The organism is Bradyrhizobium sp. 25ACV (genome assembly GCF_054863005.1).
In genome coordinates this window covers 33,503-48,758 of record NZ_JAVAYO010000026.1, presented here as the reverse complement: position 1 = coordinate 48,758, position 15,256 = coordinate 33,503, and the positions used below count along the sequence as shown (strand labels likewise).

The window sequence follows — 15,256 nt, the reverse complement described above, 5'->3', positions numbered from 1 at the left end:
TCCCGTTCCGGCCGTGGGAGTGTCTGCAGAGCTCTCGGCTTGGCATCAAGAGGAGGAATATACGCGACGACTAGTTCACTGATGCCTTGGTCAAGCGGGCCTTCAAGTAGCGAATGAGTCGGCTACTGGCCCCCTAGCTGACGTCCATCGATGCTTGGTCAAAAGTCCGCAAGTGACCCGAAGCTGACATCAGGACGCAGGGGTTGGCACTTTCGGGAACTCCGAGCTTGGTGCAGACTTCAGGCCATATTTCGAAGAATTAGATTAGGTGCTGCCAATGCCAATTTTCCTTGACCGGCACGATCTCTCGGGGCTGACCGCTGCCGATATCGCCGAGGCGCATCGCAAAGATTTGGAAGTGCAAGATCGATACGGCGTTCGTTTTCTAACGTACTGGTTTGATGAATCGCGCGGTACGGGCTTCTGTCTCATTGACGCGCCGGACATCCGAACGGCGATGAGGGTTCATGACGAAGCTCACGGCGACGTAGCGAAAGATGTCATCGAAGTGGACCTCTCGGCGGTCCAGGCGTTTCTGGGGAGGGTGTCCGACCCGGCACCGAGCAGCGCGGCAGAGGATGTCAAATTCGATTCGGCGCTGCGAGCTATCATGTTCACCGACATCGTTGGCTCTACCAGCATGACGGAGCGCCTTGGCGATGCCCGTTCAGTGGAGATGGTTCGGGCTCATGACGCGCTGGTGCGCCGGGCCTTGAAGGACGAGGGCGGGCATGTGGTGAAGCACACCGGCGATGGTATCATGGCTTCCTTTGCCGACGCCTCTGCCTCCGTGCAATGCGCCCGGGCCATCCAGCGCGCATTTGAAGCCTTCAATCTGGCGAGCAAGGAGAAGCTTCAGGTGCGAATTGGCATCGATGTCGGTGAACCGATTGCTGACAGCAACGACCTTTTCGGTGCGACCGTTCAACTGGCCGCTCGTTTGTGTCAGTTGGCCGAACCGGATGCCATTCTCGTGTCAAAGGCTGTACAGGATTGCATCCGGGATCGCGTGCAAGTGTCAAGCTTGGGTGCCCACCATCTCAAAGGCTTTCAGCAGCCGATTGATGCATACGGAATCGAATGGCGCTAACTGTCGCGACTACTGGCGACGTCTGCGTTTAGCCCGTCGCTGACGCTATCACGCGGAACGTCGGCCTTCAGCTTTTGAAAGAACGCAACGTCGGCCCCGACGTCCGCTTCCTTGGGGCGCGGACATCTCTCCGACGAGGGAGCGCCGCGCTAAGCCGCCACCGCCTGCGCTGCTAGCAACTGCTTCAATTTCGCCGCCGGCACCGCCGGGCTGAACAGCCAGCCTTGCATCTGGCTGCAGCCGAGTTGGCGCAGCACCTCGCGCTGGGCTTCGGTCTCGACGCCTTCGGCGGTCGTCGCCATTTGGCGGGCCGCGGCCATGTGCACCACGGCCTGCACGATCGGCGAGGAATCTTCGGACTGACCGATGTCGCTGATGAAGCTGCGGTCGATCTTGATCTTGTCGAACGGGAAGCGGTGCAGATAGCTCAGCGAGGAATAGCCGGTGCCGAAATCGTCGAGCGCGATGCGCACGCCGAGCTCGCGCAGCTGCTGCAGGATCGTCAGCGCCTCCTCGTCGTCGCGGATCAGCACGGTCTCGGTGATCTCGAGCTCGAGCCGGCCTGGTGCAAGTCCGGACTCCGCGAGCGCGGCCGCGACCTTCAGTGCCAGCGTCCGCGATCGGAATTGCACCGGTGAGACGTTGACGGCGATGTGAATCTGGCCGGGCCAGGAGGCGGCCTCACGGCAGGCCTGCTTCAGCACCCATTCGCCGATCTCGCCGATCAGCCCGGTGTCTTCCGCCACCGGAATGAAGTCCGCCGGCGAGACCATGCCGCGCTCGGGATGGCGCCAGCGCAGCAGCGCTTCGCAGCCGGTCACGACATTGGCCGCGAGATCGACCAGCGGCTGGTAGTGCACTTCGAACTCGCCGCGAGCCAGCGCCTGACGCAGATCGAGCTCGAGCTGACGGCGCAGCCTTGCCTTTGCGTCGTATTCCGGCGTGAAGACGCGGTAGGTGCGGCGTCCCTCCGACTTCGCCGCATACATCGCAAGATCGGCGCGCTTGAGCAGATCGTCGAGATTGTCGCCGTGATCAGGCGCGATCGCGATGCCGATGCTGGCATCGGTCGGGATGTCCTGGCCCTTGCAGTCCACCGGCGCACGCAGCGCCTTGAGGATATCTTCCGCGAGCGCCGACAGCTCGGCCGGATCGCAGGTCTCAGCCTTGACGATGGCAAACTCGTCGCCGCCCAGCCGCGCGACGAGGTCGTTGCCGCTGACGCAGGCGCGCAGGCGGTTCGCCACCTGCCGCAGCAATTCGTCGCCGACCTCGTGTCCCAGCGAATCGTTGACGCCCTTGAACTCGTCGACGTCGATATAGAGGATGGCGAAGGGCTTGCCCTGGCTGAGCTCCGCCACGCGCCGCTCCAGATGCCCGCGCAGCAGTACGCGGTTGGGCAGGTCGGTCAGCGCGTCGTAATGCGCCATATGCGCGATGCGCTCGTCGGCGCGGATGCGCGCGGTGACGTCGTCATGGGTCGCGAGCCAGCCGCCGGCAGCGCCGGGCTGGTTCTTGATCTCGATCAGGCGGCCGTCTGCGGTCTCCACGATGGTGCTCTGGGTGCGCCCGATATGGCTCAGAATGTCGTCGCAATAGGCCTCGACGTCGCCGTGGAACGAGCCGGTGTCATGGCGGTGCCGGATCACGTCTCGGAAAGTGGCGCCCGGCTTCACCACTTCAGGGGACAAGCCGTGCATCTCGATGTAGCGCCGGTTGCAGACGATCAGCCGCTCGTCCTGATCGAACATCAGGAGCCCCTGCGTCATCGTGTTCATCGCGGTGTCGAGCCGCTGCTTCTCGAGCGAGAGCCGGTTCGTCACCTGGCGGAAGATCAGGAACAGCGTCAGCACCAACAGGCCAATCGACAACACGGCGACGGTGACGAAGAACTTCGTTTGCGTGCGCCAGGTCGCGAGCGTCGCATCCAGCGACTTGGTCGCGACCACGACCAGCGGCTCGCCGGCGAGCAGGCGCGAGGCGACGATGCGGTCCTTGCCGTCGATCGGGCTCGCGATCTGCATCGAGACGAAGGTGCGATCGAACACCGCCATCTGCTCCGACGTGCCCTTGCGAAAGTTCTGCCCGATCATCGCATCGACACGCGGAACGCGTGCCAGCAATTGGCCGTTCTGGTGGTGCATCGCGATCGAGGATTCCTCGCCGAGCCCGGTCGAGGCGAAGAAGGATTCGAACTGCTCGGGCGCGATCGCCCGCGAGACCAGCCCGAGGAATTCACCATGCGGGCCGGACACGCGCCGCGCGAACACGATCGCCGGTCCGTTGCCGAGCCGGCCGTTCACCACCTCTACGTCCTCCTGCGCTGTCGGATCGTTCTTGAGGCGATTGAAGTAGCCGCGGTCGGCGACCGAGACGTCGGCGACCGGCCAGCGCCGCGACGAGTTGATCAGCATGCCCCTGGCATCGAACACATTGGCGCCGGCAACGTCGGACCAGCCGCTGGCTTTCGCACGCAGCACCTCGTGCACGGCGAGCGTGCCCATCTCGCTGCGGAAGACGTCGGCGGATTCGATGCCGCGGCTCTCGAGCTCGGTGACGATGCTCTTCTGCAACACCGCGAAATCCTCGAACTCGCGGTCGAAATGCCGAGCCAGCAGGCGCACGGTGTTTTCAAGGCTGTCGCGGCCGCTCTCGATCGCATTCTGCCGGAAACGGTCGACGGTGAGCGCGGTGCCGATTGCGGTCGCGGCCATCAGCACGAAGCCGCCGACGATCAGCCATGTCAGTGGCGCTCCCCGCCAGCGGCGGAGCAGCGCGCGCACGCGCGCGGTCCATCCGATCGATGTGCCCATGCAGCCCTCCCGTGGGATGCAAGGTGCAGCAAAACCGACAAGACCCCGTTACCAGCGAGGGTTAGGGAACTATGAATCGGAACGGAATCAGAGAGTTGGTTCCATCGCGCGCGGCGATTGCGGTGCGCTCACCGCTTGATCTCCCAGTTCAGCGCTTCCGCGTTAGCCTTGGCGAACATCTTGGGGACGTCGAACTGGCCGGTCTTGAGGTCATAGCGGCATTTCCAGTCGGCGAGCCCCTTCACGGCGACGTTCTTCGGATGCTTGTCCATTGCGCCCGACAGCGAGATCAGCAGGTAGCGGTTGTCGGGCCAGTCGACGCCGAGCCAGCGATACGCAGTTTCGGTGCCCTTCATCAGATTGGCGGAGATGTGGTAGTCGAGCTTCATCTTCTTCGTGTCGGGACGGCTGCGGAAATAGGCCCAGGCGAGATCGCTGAGTGATTGCTTCGTCGCGCTGACGAAGGCGCCGTTCTCGACATGGTAGAGAAACAGATCCTGCGAGCCCGAGCCGGTCTTCTGCATCCGCACCAGCCATTGCGAGTCGCTGGTGAACCGGAAACCCGCGCCGTAGCCCTGCTCCGGCTTCAGCTCCGTCATCTGGTCGCCGCGTCGCGCCCAGACCTGCCATTTGACGCCGAAAAGGTCTTCACTGTCCTTCATGTATTGCTCGAGCCGGGTGGCACCGTCAGGCGAGGTGAAGGCGAGGTCGGCATTGTCGGTGAGGACGAAGCCCGGCGGCGGGCCGGAGGCTGCGAGCGCGGGGGAAGCTGTGAGCGTCAGGGCAAGTGCCAGCCCAAGGGCTAGACCGAGCGCCAGACTTGGAGCGGGACGGCAAAATGCGGTCACGGGAAAATTCCTCAAAAAATGCCGCGATGCGGTCTCGCGTGATTTGACGCCGGCGGGGTGGCGCCGGTTCATCCCTGAGTGCCCGGGACGGCGGTCTCATCCTATCGAACGTCTTGCTGCCGCAGCCAATTCGGCGCACCTTGCCACCCTCGGCTGATTTGCCATCCAAGGTTCTTTTCCGATGATGACCGCATCCAAGGCCTTCATTGCTCTTTGCCTGCTCGCGCTGGTCGGCACCGTGCTGGTGATCGGCCCGACCGAGCTGCGCCGCCTGCTGCCGGACGGGACCAAGACCGCCGTCGCCGCCAAGCCGGAACCCAAGGTCGAACCAAAGGTGGAGGCCAAGGCCGAACTCAAGCCCGAGCAGAAACCGGAACAGCCAAAGCTTGCCGCCATCGCGCCGCCTGCGCCTGCACTCGCGCCGGCCCCTGAGCCGAAGGTGGCCGCGCTGGCCGAGACCCAGAAGCAGGTCACGGCCGCGCTCGCCGATCTGGCACCGGTCAAGCCGCCGCCGGCGGTCGCCGACACCGGCCCCCGTTTCGACGTCGCCCGGGTCGACGATCACGGCGAGGCCGCGGTGATTGCCGGCCAGGCCGCGCCGGGCGCAAAGGTCGAGCTGCTGCGCGACGGCAAGCCGCTCGATACGGTGGTCGCCGACGCGTCGGGCCAGTTCGTCATGACCCCGCCGCAGCTTCCCGCCGGCTCCTATGAATTGACGCTCCGCGCCAGGGCGCCGGATGGCACGGTCACGCAGTCCAGCCGGACCATGCAAGTGACCATCGCCGAGGCGGCGCCGCCGCCCGCGCGTCCGGCACCGGTCGCGAGGCAAGATGTGAAGCAAGACGTGAAGCAGGCCGAGAGGCCCGACGACAAATCGGATGTCGTGGCTTCCCTGCAGTCGGCCTCGCCGCATCTGGCCTCAACAGCCGACAGGTCCGCGGCCCGGCCGAGGTTGATCGCCGCGCCGAAACCCCGCGTCATGGCGCGGGCGCCGGCGGCGACGACCGTTGCATCGGCCTCGCCGGCGGACGGCCTCAGCGCCGCGCCGGCGGAGACCGGCAGCCGGGTGATCTCCCGCGGCGACAGCCTGTGGGCGCTCAGCCGGCTCGCTTATGGCGACGGCGCCCGCTACGCCGTGATCTTCAAGGCCAACCGCGACAAGATCCACAATCCCAATCTGATCTATCCCGGCCAGACGTTTGTGATGCCGCAAAAGGCGGAGTGAGGGAGCGGTCTTTCCTCGTGTCTTTGGTGCAGGGCTACAGTCGAGTGGGCCCTGCGGCCATCCTTCGAGACGCCCGCCTTTGGCGGGCCCTCAGGATGAGGACGAAGTGTGTGGCGACAATTTCGACGCGCGCCGATGCCGCTTAGCCTCATCCTGAGGAGACCGCGAGCGGTCGTCTCAAAGGCGAGGCGCGCGCTCGGGCGCCGCCAAAGCGTCACATGCGCGGGCTCCTAAATAGGTAAGTCATCGCCCCGCGACGCTTTGCCCTGTATCCCCAAGGAACATTTGGTTCCCCGGCGCGTCATCTCGATGCGACGCAGTGCGCGCTTTGCGCCGGGAGGAGGCCGAATTGGTCAGGTCAGCGGTCGTGTCAGGACGCATGGGACTGGCGCTGGCGGGCGCGACCCTCATGATTGCGGCCGTGCTGCTGCCTGGTAAGGCCGAAGCGCAGTTCGGATTGCGCGGCGGTCCGCTTGGGGTCGCACGCTTCGCCGTCGGCCACATGATCGGCGTGTCGCGCTTGCGCCATTCCCGCATGGCGGTGCGGGGCGGCCGATACCGCTCCGCCGCGCTGAGGTCGCAAGATCCACGTCAAGATCCGCGCGGGGCCGAGCGCGGACAACAGTCCAATCCTTACGTCCTGCGTGCGGCGCTCACGGCGCAAGCGGCGCTGTCGGGCTGGCAGGGCGGCCGCCGACCGCAGGGCTGGTGGCGCCATCCCGATGGCAGCTACGGCTGGGTCGGCCCGGTGTTCTGGCCGTTCGCGCATGACGATCTCACCAATGCCGTGGTCTTCGGCGATGCGACCAGTCTCTCGCTTTACGGCTATGGCGATATCTATGCCGCAATCTTCGCGCCCTATGCGGCGACCGAGCTCGCGGCCTACACCGCACCGCAAGGACGGCGCGGACGACGAGTCCCGACCGCGGAGACCCTGTGCGAGGCCAGCGACACCGGCGGCTTGCCGGTCGACCGCATCGCCGCCGCCCTGCAGCCGAACGAATTGCAGCGCGTGGCGCTCGACGAGCTCGCATCCGCCTGGACCAATGCGCGCGACACAATTCGTGCAGCCTGCCCGGCGCAGGCACCTGCCACGGCGTCGGAACGCCTCGGCCTGATGCGCGAGCGGCTCGAGGCCATGATCAAGGCAACCGACGCCATCGAGGCGCCGCTGGCGAAGTTCACTAGGTCGCTCGATGACGATCAGAAGGCCCGGCTCAACGCTCTCGGCAATGAGCGCCGTGCCGCGCTCGCGGCCATGCAGCGCAAGGATACAAGCAAGGATGCGCAGGCCTCAAACGCCTGCGACCCCAACAGCGATCCCCGCTATGACGAAAAGCTGCAGCGTCAGTATGAGCAGCTCGTGCAGCAGCAATGGCCGGCAGGCGACATCGCCAACACGCTCCGCCTCGACGAGACCGCCAGCGCCCGCTTCGAGGTGCTCCAGGACACCACCCTGCGTACGATGCAGACGCTGAGCGCCTGCCCGGCGGAAGCCGCCGCGACTCCGCAGGCGCGCCTATCCGTCGCAAAGGCGCGGCTGGAGACGATGCTGCAAGCGGTGAACGGCGTCGCTGATGCGCTCGACGATTTCGAGGCCGACTTAAGCGACGAGCAGAAGGCCGGCTTCGAAGCGATCGGGCCGAAGCGGGGGGCGTGATCAGTCGCACGCCCAGTCGAACTTCATATCTTTGAAGTCGAGCTGGGCGTTGCCGCTGCCGAAATTGTAGCCGCCGAAATATTCCTCGAACTCGATGTAGAACGGGCTCATCTCCGGCACCGCCTGGCACGGTCGCATGGTGCCGCCGAGATGGATGCGGGCGTGGTCCTTGCACCAATCGTGCAGGCGGTAATTGTCGGCGGTCGGGATATTGTCGGCAAAGTAGTAATAGGACTGATAGCCGGTCGGCGGGTTGCGCGGGATGTGCGGGTCCTGGGGAGCCTTGCCGGCGTTGGGATCATCAGCGCGCGGCGTCAACGCGATCGCGAGGTTCGCGGCCAGTTCGGCACGCGGCGGGCCGGCGAACATCTTCTGCGCGAAGGGCGCGGCCGTCTCAAAGAAGGCACTGGCGCCGCCGACATCGAGCCAGCGCGGCCGGTCGGCCGTCGCCAGCGCAAGCGGCGCCGGCGGTGTCGCGAACGGGCCCTCGTATTCGCTTTTGGTCAACAGCAGCGCGGCATATTCGTAGTCGAGAATGTCGGTCATGCGCGACAGCCGCGGATGCGAGGCGCACGCCTGCACGGCCTCGCGGATCTCGGGATCGTCGGGCGCGCCGCCGTCATTGTGGTCGGGCGCGGTGGCAAAGAACGACACTGCGACGATGTCCTCGCCATGGACGCGATAATCCTCCGGCAGCAGCAGCGTGAAGCCGTGCATCAGCGGATAGCCGGTGACGGGATCGAGCGGCCATTGCTCGCTGCTGATGCCCGGCGGCAGCCCATAGACCCAGCCGTGGTCACGCGCGCGATCGGCGGGACGGTCCAGCATCTGCAGATCATAAGCACGCGAAGGCAAGGCAAGCGCCACAGGTGGTCTCCATTGGAATCGCCTCGCCGTTGAGGCGAGGGTTAGTCGCGGGGAGCAGGGATGTGGTTCGGGAGGATTGTTGGCACCGGCGTCTCCTGATTCTCCGCTGTCGTCCCGGCGAACGCCGGGACCCATAACCACAGGGAGAAGTTTGGCGAAGATGAGGTGTTCGATACTTCTACCTCACGCAACCGATAGATCACGCGGTATGGTCGGGACGACCGGTGAGGGCACGCTGAGGCGGTTTTAACTCCTCCTATCTGATCTGGCTGCTTGGAAGTTCTTGCGGAAAGGCTTATTCCTACGCTCTGCGAGGAGGCAACGATTGATGTCCTCTTCGCCTCCCTCCAGCACCGCGTCTTCTCCGGGCACTCTGACCATGCAGTTCGAGTTCGATTGGGACCCGATCAAGGCGGATAGCAATCGGCGCAAGCATGGGGTCGCCTTCGAGGCAGCGATGGGCGTTTTCAGCGATCCGCTGGCCCTGTCGCTACTCGACAATGAGTCTGGCGAAGGGGAGGAGCGATGGGTTACCATGGGCCGGAGCCCGGCTGGTAATTTGCTTCTGGTCGTTCATACCTATGTCGAGCTGACAGCGGACCGGGCCGCGATCCGCATCATCTCGGCGCGCTACCCGAGCCGCCGCGAGATCAGGTCTTATGAAGGTTGAACGGTGATCCGATGAAGGACGAATACGATTTCTCGACCGCTGCGCGCGGCAAATTCTTCCGCAAAGGCGCTCGCCTCGTGCCGCCGGTGCACCTGGAACCCGAGGTTCTGACGTACCTCTCGGACCTCGCCGAGACCCAAGGCACCTCGCTGAACGACCTCGTGAACACCCTCCTCAGGGAAGACATCGAGCGCCTCGACGCAGAGAAGCAGCACTCGCCCCGAGCATAGTCCGCTCCCGCGGAGGCCGCGATGAAGGTTTTCAAATGGGATGACGATCTGGCTGCGGTTCTTCCCCAGGAGCTGATCGACCGACTTACGCTCAAGGAAGGTGGCGAACTCGAAATCGTCGCCACTAGGGGAAGCGCGGCCGCTGCCGAGATCAAGGACGCGGGTGACGGTCCGAGCGAAGAGAAGATCCGCCGCGTTGAATTGTGGCATCCGACCGCCTGTCGTAACCCATTGATCTCGCTAGCCCCGTCTACTGTGCATGGGGTTGTTTTCGACATTTGAGCAGGATGCCCGCCTTGGGTGGGCAACTTGTAAGAGATTCTTACAAGTTTCCTCGCGCCCTTCACTCGTCTCACCTTCGAATAATCCAAATTTCGCTTTACTAGAAAAACGAAACACCCTATGCTTCCCTCCAACTCATCCCATGGTAAGGGACGGATCGCGATCGTCAGGGTTCGTGGGGTGAGGGGCGGTGGACGCGGGCGGCGTTGGCGCCAAATGCGGTCGCAGGGCGGGATATCCCCGTGAGCGATCAGCGGGCGCGTGTACGACGGTGTTGCTCGCGTACGGCAAAATCGTGTGGTCGTGACGCCCGAATATCCGGCGTCAAATCTTGCAGCGGTGCGCTGGTCCGACCGGACCGGCGCATCCCTTGAAAGCTGCAAGGCGACGGTGGCAAAGGGATCGTCTCACCGGCGAGAGCGCGACATAAGCCGTTTCAACCACTGCGCAGGGAAGGCCGGGCATTCGGCCGCACCTGTTTCTCCCCTGTGAGCGACTATCACGCACTCATGCACAGGGGTCTTGCGGGTGCCAGCCGGTGCCCGGTCTTCCCTGCGCCCTTCCACTTCGAAGGGTGCCGAGACCAAGCAAAACCCGGGCGCTAAGCGCTGCGGGATCGCGAATCGCTGTCGGTGAGCGATAACAAGCAACGCCTCACCATTTGAGGCAGGCAAGGAAGCTATCCCCTTCGCCGCACCGCTGAGGCATCCACCACGTTCTCGACTTCCTCGCGCCAGTTCAAAATCTCCATCGCGAGCACGGGATGATTGAAACCCTTGAGCTGGAGATCGTCGAGGGCGCGCGCTTCGACCCAGGGCTCGACGATGCCGTAGACGCGGCGGCTGACGACGATCTGATTGGGCTTGGCCTCGCCGCAGAGGCGGGAGGCGAGGTTGGTGACGCTGCCGATCGCGGCATATTCCAGCCGCTGCTCGAAGCCGACCTGGCCGAGCGTGGCATAGCCGACCGCGATGCCGATGCCGAAGCCGAGGCTGTGTCCGCGGTTGCGCCAGCGCTCGGTCAGGGGGCCGATGGTGTCACGCATCTCCACCGCCATTTTCACGGCGCGCTTGGTGTGGTCCTCGAACTGTATCGGCGCGTTGAACAGGATCATCACGCCGTCGCCGGCATATTTGTCGAGCGTGCCCTCATACTTGAAGATCAGCTTGCCGAGCGCGGCGTGATATTCGCGCAGCACATTCATCGCCTCTTCCGGCTCGGTCGCTTCCGTGAATGCGGTGAAGCCGCGCAAATCGCAGAACACCACGGTCACCTCGCGCCGCTGGCTGGTGAGCAGCCCTTCGGGGCTGTCGGAGGAGGCGATCAGCTGCGCCACCTGCGGCGCCAGGAAACGCTCCAGCTTGCGGATGCGCTCGATCTCGCCGAGCTGGGTCTTGACGCGCTCCTCGAGCGACTTGTTCCAGTTCTTCAATTGCTCGGTCTGCTCGCGCAGCTTGTCGGCCTGGGCGCGCACGGTCTCGTTCGCCGTCTCCAGGGCCTGGCTCTTGTGGTCGACCTCGGTGAACAGCCGCGCATTGCGCATCGCCAGCACGGCCTGGTTGGCGAAGGTGCGCATCAGGCCGATGATGCTGGCGGCGAACTCGCCGCTCGCGCGGCGCAGCACCACCAGCGAGCCGAGCGTGCCCTGCTGGTCGACCAGCGGCACCACCAGCACCGAGTGGAAGCCGGCAGCGATGGCGACCTCGCGCAGCGGCTGCTCGGCGGCCGCGCTAAGTTCGGCAATCGCGATCGGCTCGCCGCTTTCGGCGGCATCGCTCAGGATGTTCTCGCCTTCGTCGATCGTGACATGGGCGCCGTCGGCGGATTTGTCGATGCCGTTGGCCTCGACCAGATTGAAGCGCCGCGTCTCGGCATCGAAGCCGTAGATCAGCACCGCATCGGCATGGGTGATCTCGATCGCGCGCGCGGCGATCGTCGGCAGCACGGCGTTGAGATCGAGCGAGGAGGCGACGGCGCGGCCGACCTCCTCGAGCACCTTCAGCTCGTTGATCGACTGCGCCAGATCGCGCGTGCGCTCCTCGACCTTGGTCTCCAGGTCCGAATAGGTCTCCTGGATCTGGCCGGCCATGCGGTTGAACTGACCGGCGAGATCTTCCAGCTCGTCCGAGGTGCGCACTTCGATGCGGTGATTGAAATCGCCCTCGCCGAGCCTGTAGGCGCCGTCGCGCAGCGCCGTGATCGGAATGATCATGCGGCGGGCGAGCAGCGTGCCGGCGAGGATCGCGACCATGAGGCCCATGCCGATCAGAAGGGCGATGCGCACCAGCTGGTCGCGGATCGGCGTCAGGGCCTGCGTGGTCGGCTGCTCGAACAGCACGCTCCAGCCGAGCCTCGGCACCGTGCTCGCGGCGCTCATCACCGCATGGCCGTTGAAGTCGGTGCCCGAACTGTCGCCCTCATGGCCAGGCGCGATCGCGGCCGCCACCTGCGGCAGCTTCGACAAATCCTTGCCGACATCGGGCCCCTTCGACGATGTCGCCAGCACGCGGCCGCGGGGATCGACGACATAGGCAAAGGCGGCCTTGCCTACTTGCGCGTCGGACAGGAAGTCGGAGAGAAAGCTGAGGTCGATCTCGGCCACGGTGACGCCGGCATTGAAGCCGGAATGCGCCACCGAGATCGACATGAACGGCGTCCGGTCGGCGAACCAGGCCGGCGCATAGCTGACACCGCGGGCGACGGTGTCGGTGAAGCGCATGTCGCGGGAGAGGTCGGCATTGCTGCCGGTCGTGGTCGACAGGCGCGAGACGCGCAGCACCTCGCGGCCTTCGCCGTTGAGCTGGAACAGCTGGTTGACGACCGAGACCTGGTGCAGCAGCGACGCGTAGTCGGCACGGCGCTTTTCGAGGGTGTCCTGGCTCGCCCGCGTCACCCAGCTGATCTGGCGATCGAGCTCCGAGATCGACTGCTCGATCCGCCGGGCGGCGGCTTGCGCCTTGTCCTCCAGCCCGTCGGTCAGCTGTGTCTTGGTGGCGCGGTAGGAGATCCAGGTCTCCATCGCGCCGTTGACGGCGAGCACGAACACGACGAGGCCGACGAGGGAGACGACGTATTTGGCGAACAGGCCCTCGCGCAGAAACCGTGTCTTGTCGTTCGCTCCTGCCATCCCGATCCTCTCGCGCCGCCATCGACGCCGGCGCTCACGGGCCGTGCAGGCCCTTCCCGGCCGTTCTATCACAATTTGGGCCAAAGGACCGCCGCGCGGGCCGGGGACCGGCCCGCGTGGTTACTCCCTGGGGACGCGGGGACCGGCGGAAGGCCGGCGAATTGCCGCAGCCTCATCCGTTCGGAGGAAGCCGGTGGCGGGGAAGCTGATGTAAGGGGATTGCCGTGGAGCCCAGCCCGCCAATCACCGGTTAAAAAGTTGCCGCAGCACGTCGTTCATTGGCTGACTGTCCTGCTGCGCGACCGGCGGGTCCTCAAGGGCCGGAGCCGCGGGCGAGGCCTGCGGCGTCGGCGTGGAGGGCGTTGCCGGCAGGCTGCGGCTGCGGCCGGTGCCTGGCGCGGCGCCGGTGCTGCTTCCGGCGCCATTGGACAGCCCCTGCTGAATCAAATTGCCGATGGCTTCGCCCAAGGGACCGCCGAGCAGATTGTTCTGGCCCGGCTGCTGGGCTTGCGGATTGGCATTGCCGGCCGCATTGCCGCCGGGCGCAGGCGTGCCGCCGAGACCAAGATTACTTCCAAGGCTGCCCAGAATGTTGCCGAGCCCGGCGCCATCAGGGCCGAACAGGCCCTTGCCCATCTCGCGCAGCTTGGCATAGGCGGCATCCGGATTGTCCAGCATGCCGGCCATGTCCGGGTAGATCTTGGGCTGCGACCAGCTGCCCTGGATCATCACGGGAATGCCGAAGCCGACCGGCTCATTGGCGCGGCCCTGACCTTCGGTCGTCATCACCAGCTTCGGTTCGACGCGAAAGCCCATCATCTTGGTGTCGAGCGCGATGGTGCCGGCGCCGGTGACGCGCACCAGCGGCCCGATCAGGTTGAGATCGGTCGTCACCGCCTGGCCCTTGTCGATGCGGAACGAGGCCGAGAGCTGCGACAGGTCGGTGCTTTGCTCCTGGCCGGCATTCTGGTTGTCCTGCCAGCCGGACAGCGTGCCCGATGTCAGCGAGCGGATCATCTGCGCGACATTGATGCCGCGGATGGCGCCATCCTGGAAATTGACGAAGGCCGTGCCTTGCATGTTGGCCATCAGCGCGCGCTGGCTGGTGCCCGCGCTGCGCAGAGCGAGCTTGGCCTGCAGCTTGCCGTCGATGCGGTCGAATTCGGCAAGGCCCTGAAGCAGCGGCAGCGCACGCACGCCGACGAGATCGGAATGCATGGCAAAACTCGGCGCGCCGGTGGTTGCATCGAGGATCACCTCGCCGGAGACCTGGCCGCCATAGGCGCCGAGATTGGCGGTGCCGGCCTTCAGCACGCCGCCGGCGAGCTTGGCATCGAGCGCCAGCGGCGCGATGCGGGCATCGCCGATCACGGCTTCGTTCGCGGAGATCCGCACTTGCGCATCGACATAATTGAGCCCGGAGACGTCGATCGGCGCATTGCTCCAGGGCTGCCCCGCTGCGCCCTCCGGCGTTTTCGCCAGCGGAATCGCCAGCCGCTGGAAGTCGAGGTCGAGCTTGACCAGCGGCTTGCTGGCAATGTCGACCGAAGCCCAGCCGTTGAATGTGTCATCGCCGAGCCGGCCATTCACGCTGTTGATCATCACGACGTCGCCGTTCATTCGCATCTCGGCATGACCCGTGAGCTGAGACTTCAACACGTCGGGCATGTCTATGGCGAAATCCACCGGGATCGTCGGCCGGTCGGCCGGCGGCGCCGGCGTGGTCGCCTTGATGTCGAACTTGGTCGGGTGGTCGCCGACGCGCGCGGTGCCGGTGACATTGACCTTGCGGTCACGGCCGATGGTCGCCTCCGCGTTGATGGCACTGATGCGGCCCTCGACACGATCGCGCACGCGCGAGAATGCGACTTCGCCGTCGGTGACCTTGACGCGGTCGATGGATGCGCCGCCGACATCGAGCGCGGGCGGCTTCGACGAGTTCCCCGCATTCGGCAGGCGTTCACGCAGCAGCGGCTGGTAGAGCACCGGATGGGTGACGATCAGTTCGCGGATCTCAGGGCGGCCCGACCACACGCTGGAGAGCGACATGTCGGCCTGCACGCTGTCGACCGTCACGCGCGTGATGCCGCTGCGATCCCGGGGGTCGGCAAGCGAGAGGTCGTTCAGGGTGACGTTCAGCGTCGGCCACAGGCTGATCTTGGTGGTGCCGTCGATCGACAGACGATAGCCGGTCGCGCTCTCGACGCGCGAGGCGATCGTCGACGTCAGGAAGCCCGAGGGGATTCCGACCACCAGCAGGACTGCGATCACGATGATGACGGCGGCCAATGCCGCGCCGGCGAATTTTACTGCTCTCATCTCGACTTTCCACTGACGGACAATCGGCGTCGAATCCCGCCGGTTATCCATCCTTCGCGGCCGAGTTTATCCCCGGACGGGAAGCGGCTCCAAGCGCGTAAAAATAGTCAGGGGGTGCTGCAAAG

11 protein-coding genes are annotated in these 15,256 nt (G+C 65.2%); 6 read left to right on the top strand and 5 right to left on the bottom strand.

Annotated features, from left to right (window positions below):
• The first annotated feature begins 277 nt into the window (after positions 1 to 277).
• Positions 278 to 1,090: a nickel-binding protein gene (locus RAD04_RS37005; RefSeq protein ID WP_461627725.1), complete on the top strand. Its 813-nt coding sequence runs from the start codon at positions 278 to 280 to the stop codon at positions 1,088 to 1,090.
• Between the two features lie 149 nt (positions 1,091 to 1,239).
• Here RAD04_RS37005 and RAD04_RS37000 read toward each other — a convergent pair whose 3' ends face one another.
• The gene (locus RAD04_RS37000; RefSeq protein ID WP_461627724.1) at positions 1,240 to 3,903 is read right to left on the bottom strand and encodes a bifunctional diguanylate cyclase/phosphodiesterase; all 2,664 of its coding nucleotides are present in this window, start codon (positions 3,901 to 3,903) and stop codon (positions 1,240 to 1,242) included.
• A 128-nt stretch (positions 3,904 to 4,031) separates the two neighbouring features.
• Positions 4,032 to 4,751: a hypothetical protein gene (locus RAD04_RS36995; RefSeq protein WP_461627723.1), complete on the bottom strand. Its 720-nt coding sequence runs from the start codon at positions 4,749 to 4,751 to the stop codon at positions 4,032 to 4,034.
• Positions 4,752 to 4,932: 181 nt separating this feature from the next.
• Between RAD04_RS36995 and RAD04_RS36990 the strand changes: the two genes are divergently transcribed.
• Together RAD04_RS36990 and RAD04_RS36985 are read left to right on the top strand one after the other, a co-directional pair.
• On the top strand, positions 4,933 to 5,976 hold the full coding sequence (locus RAD04_RS36990) for a LysM peptidoglycan-binding domain-containing protein (protein ID WP_461627722.1): 1,044 nt from the start codon (positions 4,933 to 4,935) through the stop codon (positions 5,974 to 5,976).
• A 379-nt stretch (positions 5,977 to 6,355) separates the two neighbouring features.
• Entirely contained in the window at positions 6,356 to 7,636 is a 1,281-nt protein-coding gene (locus tag RAD04_RS36985) for a Spy/CpxP family protein refolding chaperone (RefSeq protein ID WP_461627746.1), read from the top strand.
• Here the strand turns inward: RAD04_RS36985 and RAD04_RS36980 are convergent, their stop codons facing one another.
• The gene (locus RAD04_RS36980) at positions 7,637 to 8,464 is read right to left on the bottom strand and encodes a hypothetical protein (protein ID WP_461627721.1); all 828 of its coding nucleotides are present in this window, start codon (positions 8,462 to 8,464) and stop codon (positions 7,637 to 7,639) included.
• Positions 8,465 to 8,882: 418 nt separating this feature from the next.
• On the opposite strand from RAD04_RS36980, the gene RAD04_RS36975 reads away from it, so the two are divergent.
• Genes RAD04_RS36975 through RAD04_RS36965 form a run of 3 tightly spaced genes read left to right on the top strand, consistent with a single transcriptional unit; the run spans position 8,883 to position 9,685 of the window.
• Entirely contained in the window at positions 8,883 to 9,173 is a 291-nt protein-coding gene (locus tag RAD04_RS36975; RefSeq protein ID WP_461627720.1) for a BrnT family toxin, read from the top strand.
• Between the two features lie 11 nt (positions 9,174 to 9,184).
• The gene (locus RAD04_RS36970; RefSeq protein ID WP_461627719.1) at positions 9,185 to 9,403 is read left to right on the top strand and encodes a hypothetical protein; all 219 of its coding nucleotides are present in this window, start codon (positions 9,185 to 9,187) and stop codon (positions 9,401 to 9,403) included.
• Between the two features lie 21 nt (positions 9,404 to 9,424).
• Positions 9,425 to 9,685 carry an AbrB/MazE/SpoVT family DNA-binding domain-containing protein gene (locus tag RAD04_RS36965; RefSeq protein ID WP_461627718.1) on the top strand — a complete coding sequence of 87 codons (261 nt, stop codon included), beginning with the start codon at positions 9,425 to 9,427 and terminating at the stop codon, positions 9,683 to 9,685.
• Positions 9,686 to 10,364: 679 nt separating this feature from the next.
• On the opposite strand, the gene RAD04_RS36960 is transcribed toward RAD04_RS36965, so the two are convergent.
• Together RAD04_RS36960 and RAD04_RS36955 are read right to left on the bottom strand one after the other, a co-directional pair.
• Complete coding sequence (locus tag RAD04_RS36960) at positions 10,365 to 12,812, bottom strand: adenylate/guanylate cyclase domain-containing protein (RefSeq protein WP_461627717.1); 2,448 nt, start codon at positions 12,810 to 12,812, stop codon at positions 10,365 to 10,367.
• Positions 12,813 to 13,055: 243 nt separating this feature from the next.
• Positions 13,056 to 15,131, bottom strand: a complete 2,076-nt coding sequence (locus RAD04_RS36955) for an AsmA family protein (protein ID WP_461627716.1) — start codon at positions 15,129 to 15,131, stop codon at positions 13,056 to 13,058.
• Positions 15,132 to 15,256: the final 125 nt, after the last annotated feature.

Bases quoted from the DNA above. Each gene is read 5' to 3' on its own strand.
- RAD04_RS37005 (WP_461627725.1), top strand. From the start codon at position 278: ATGCCAATTTTCCTTGACCGGCACGATCTCTCGGGGCTGACCGCTGCC.
- RAD04_RS37000 (WP_461627724.1), bottom strand. From the start codon at position 3,903: ATGGGCACATCGATCGGATGGACCGCGCGCGTGCGCGCGCTGCTCCGC.
- RAD04_RS36990 (WP_461627722.1), top strand. From the start codon at position 4,933: ATGATGACCGCATCCAAGGCCTTCATTGCTCTTTGCCTGCTCGCGCTG.
- RAD04_RS36985 (WP_461627746.1), top strand. From the start codon at position 6,356: ATGGGACTGGCGCTGGCGGGCGCGACCCTCATGATTGCGGCCGTGCTG.
- RAD04_RS36980 (WP_461627721.1), bottom strand. From the start codon at position 8,464: ATGCTGGACCGTCCCGCCGATCGCGCGCGTGACCACGGCTGGGTCTAT.
- RAD04_RS36975 (WP_461627720.1), top strand. From the start codon at position 8,883: ATGCAGTTCGAGTTCGATTGGGACCCGATCAAGGCGGATAGCAATCGG.
- RAD04_RS36970 (WP_461627719.1), top strand. From the start codon at position 9,185: ATGAAGGACGAATACGATTTCTCGACCGCTGCGCGCGGCAAATTCTTC.
- RAD04_RS36965 (WP_461627718.1), top strand. From the start codon at position 9,425: ATGAAGGTTTTCAAATGGGATGACGATCTGGCTGCGGTTCTTCCCCAG.
- RAD04_RS36960 (WP_461627717.1), bottom strand. From the start codon at position 12,812: ATGGCAGGAGCGAACGACAAGACACGGTTTCTGCGCGAGGGCCTGTTC.
- RAD04_RS36955 (WP_461627716.1), bottom strand. From the start codon at position 15,131: ATGAGAGCAGTAAAATTCGCCGGCGCGGCATTGGCCGCCGTCATCATC.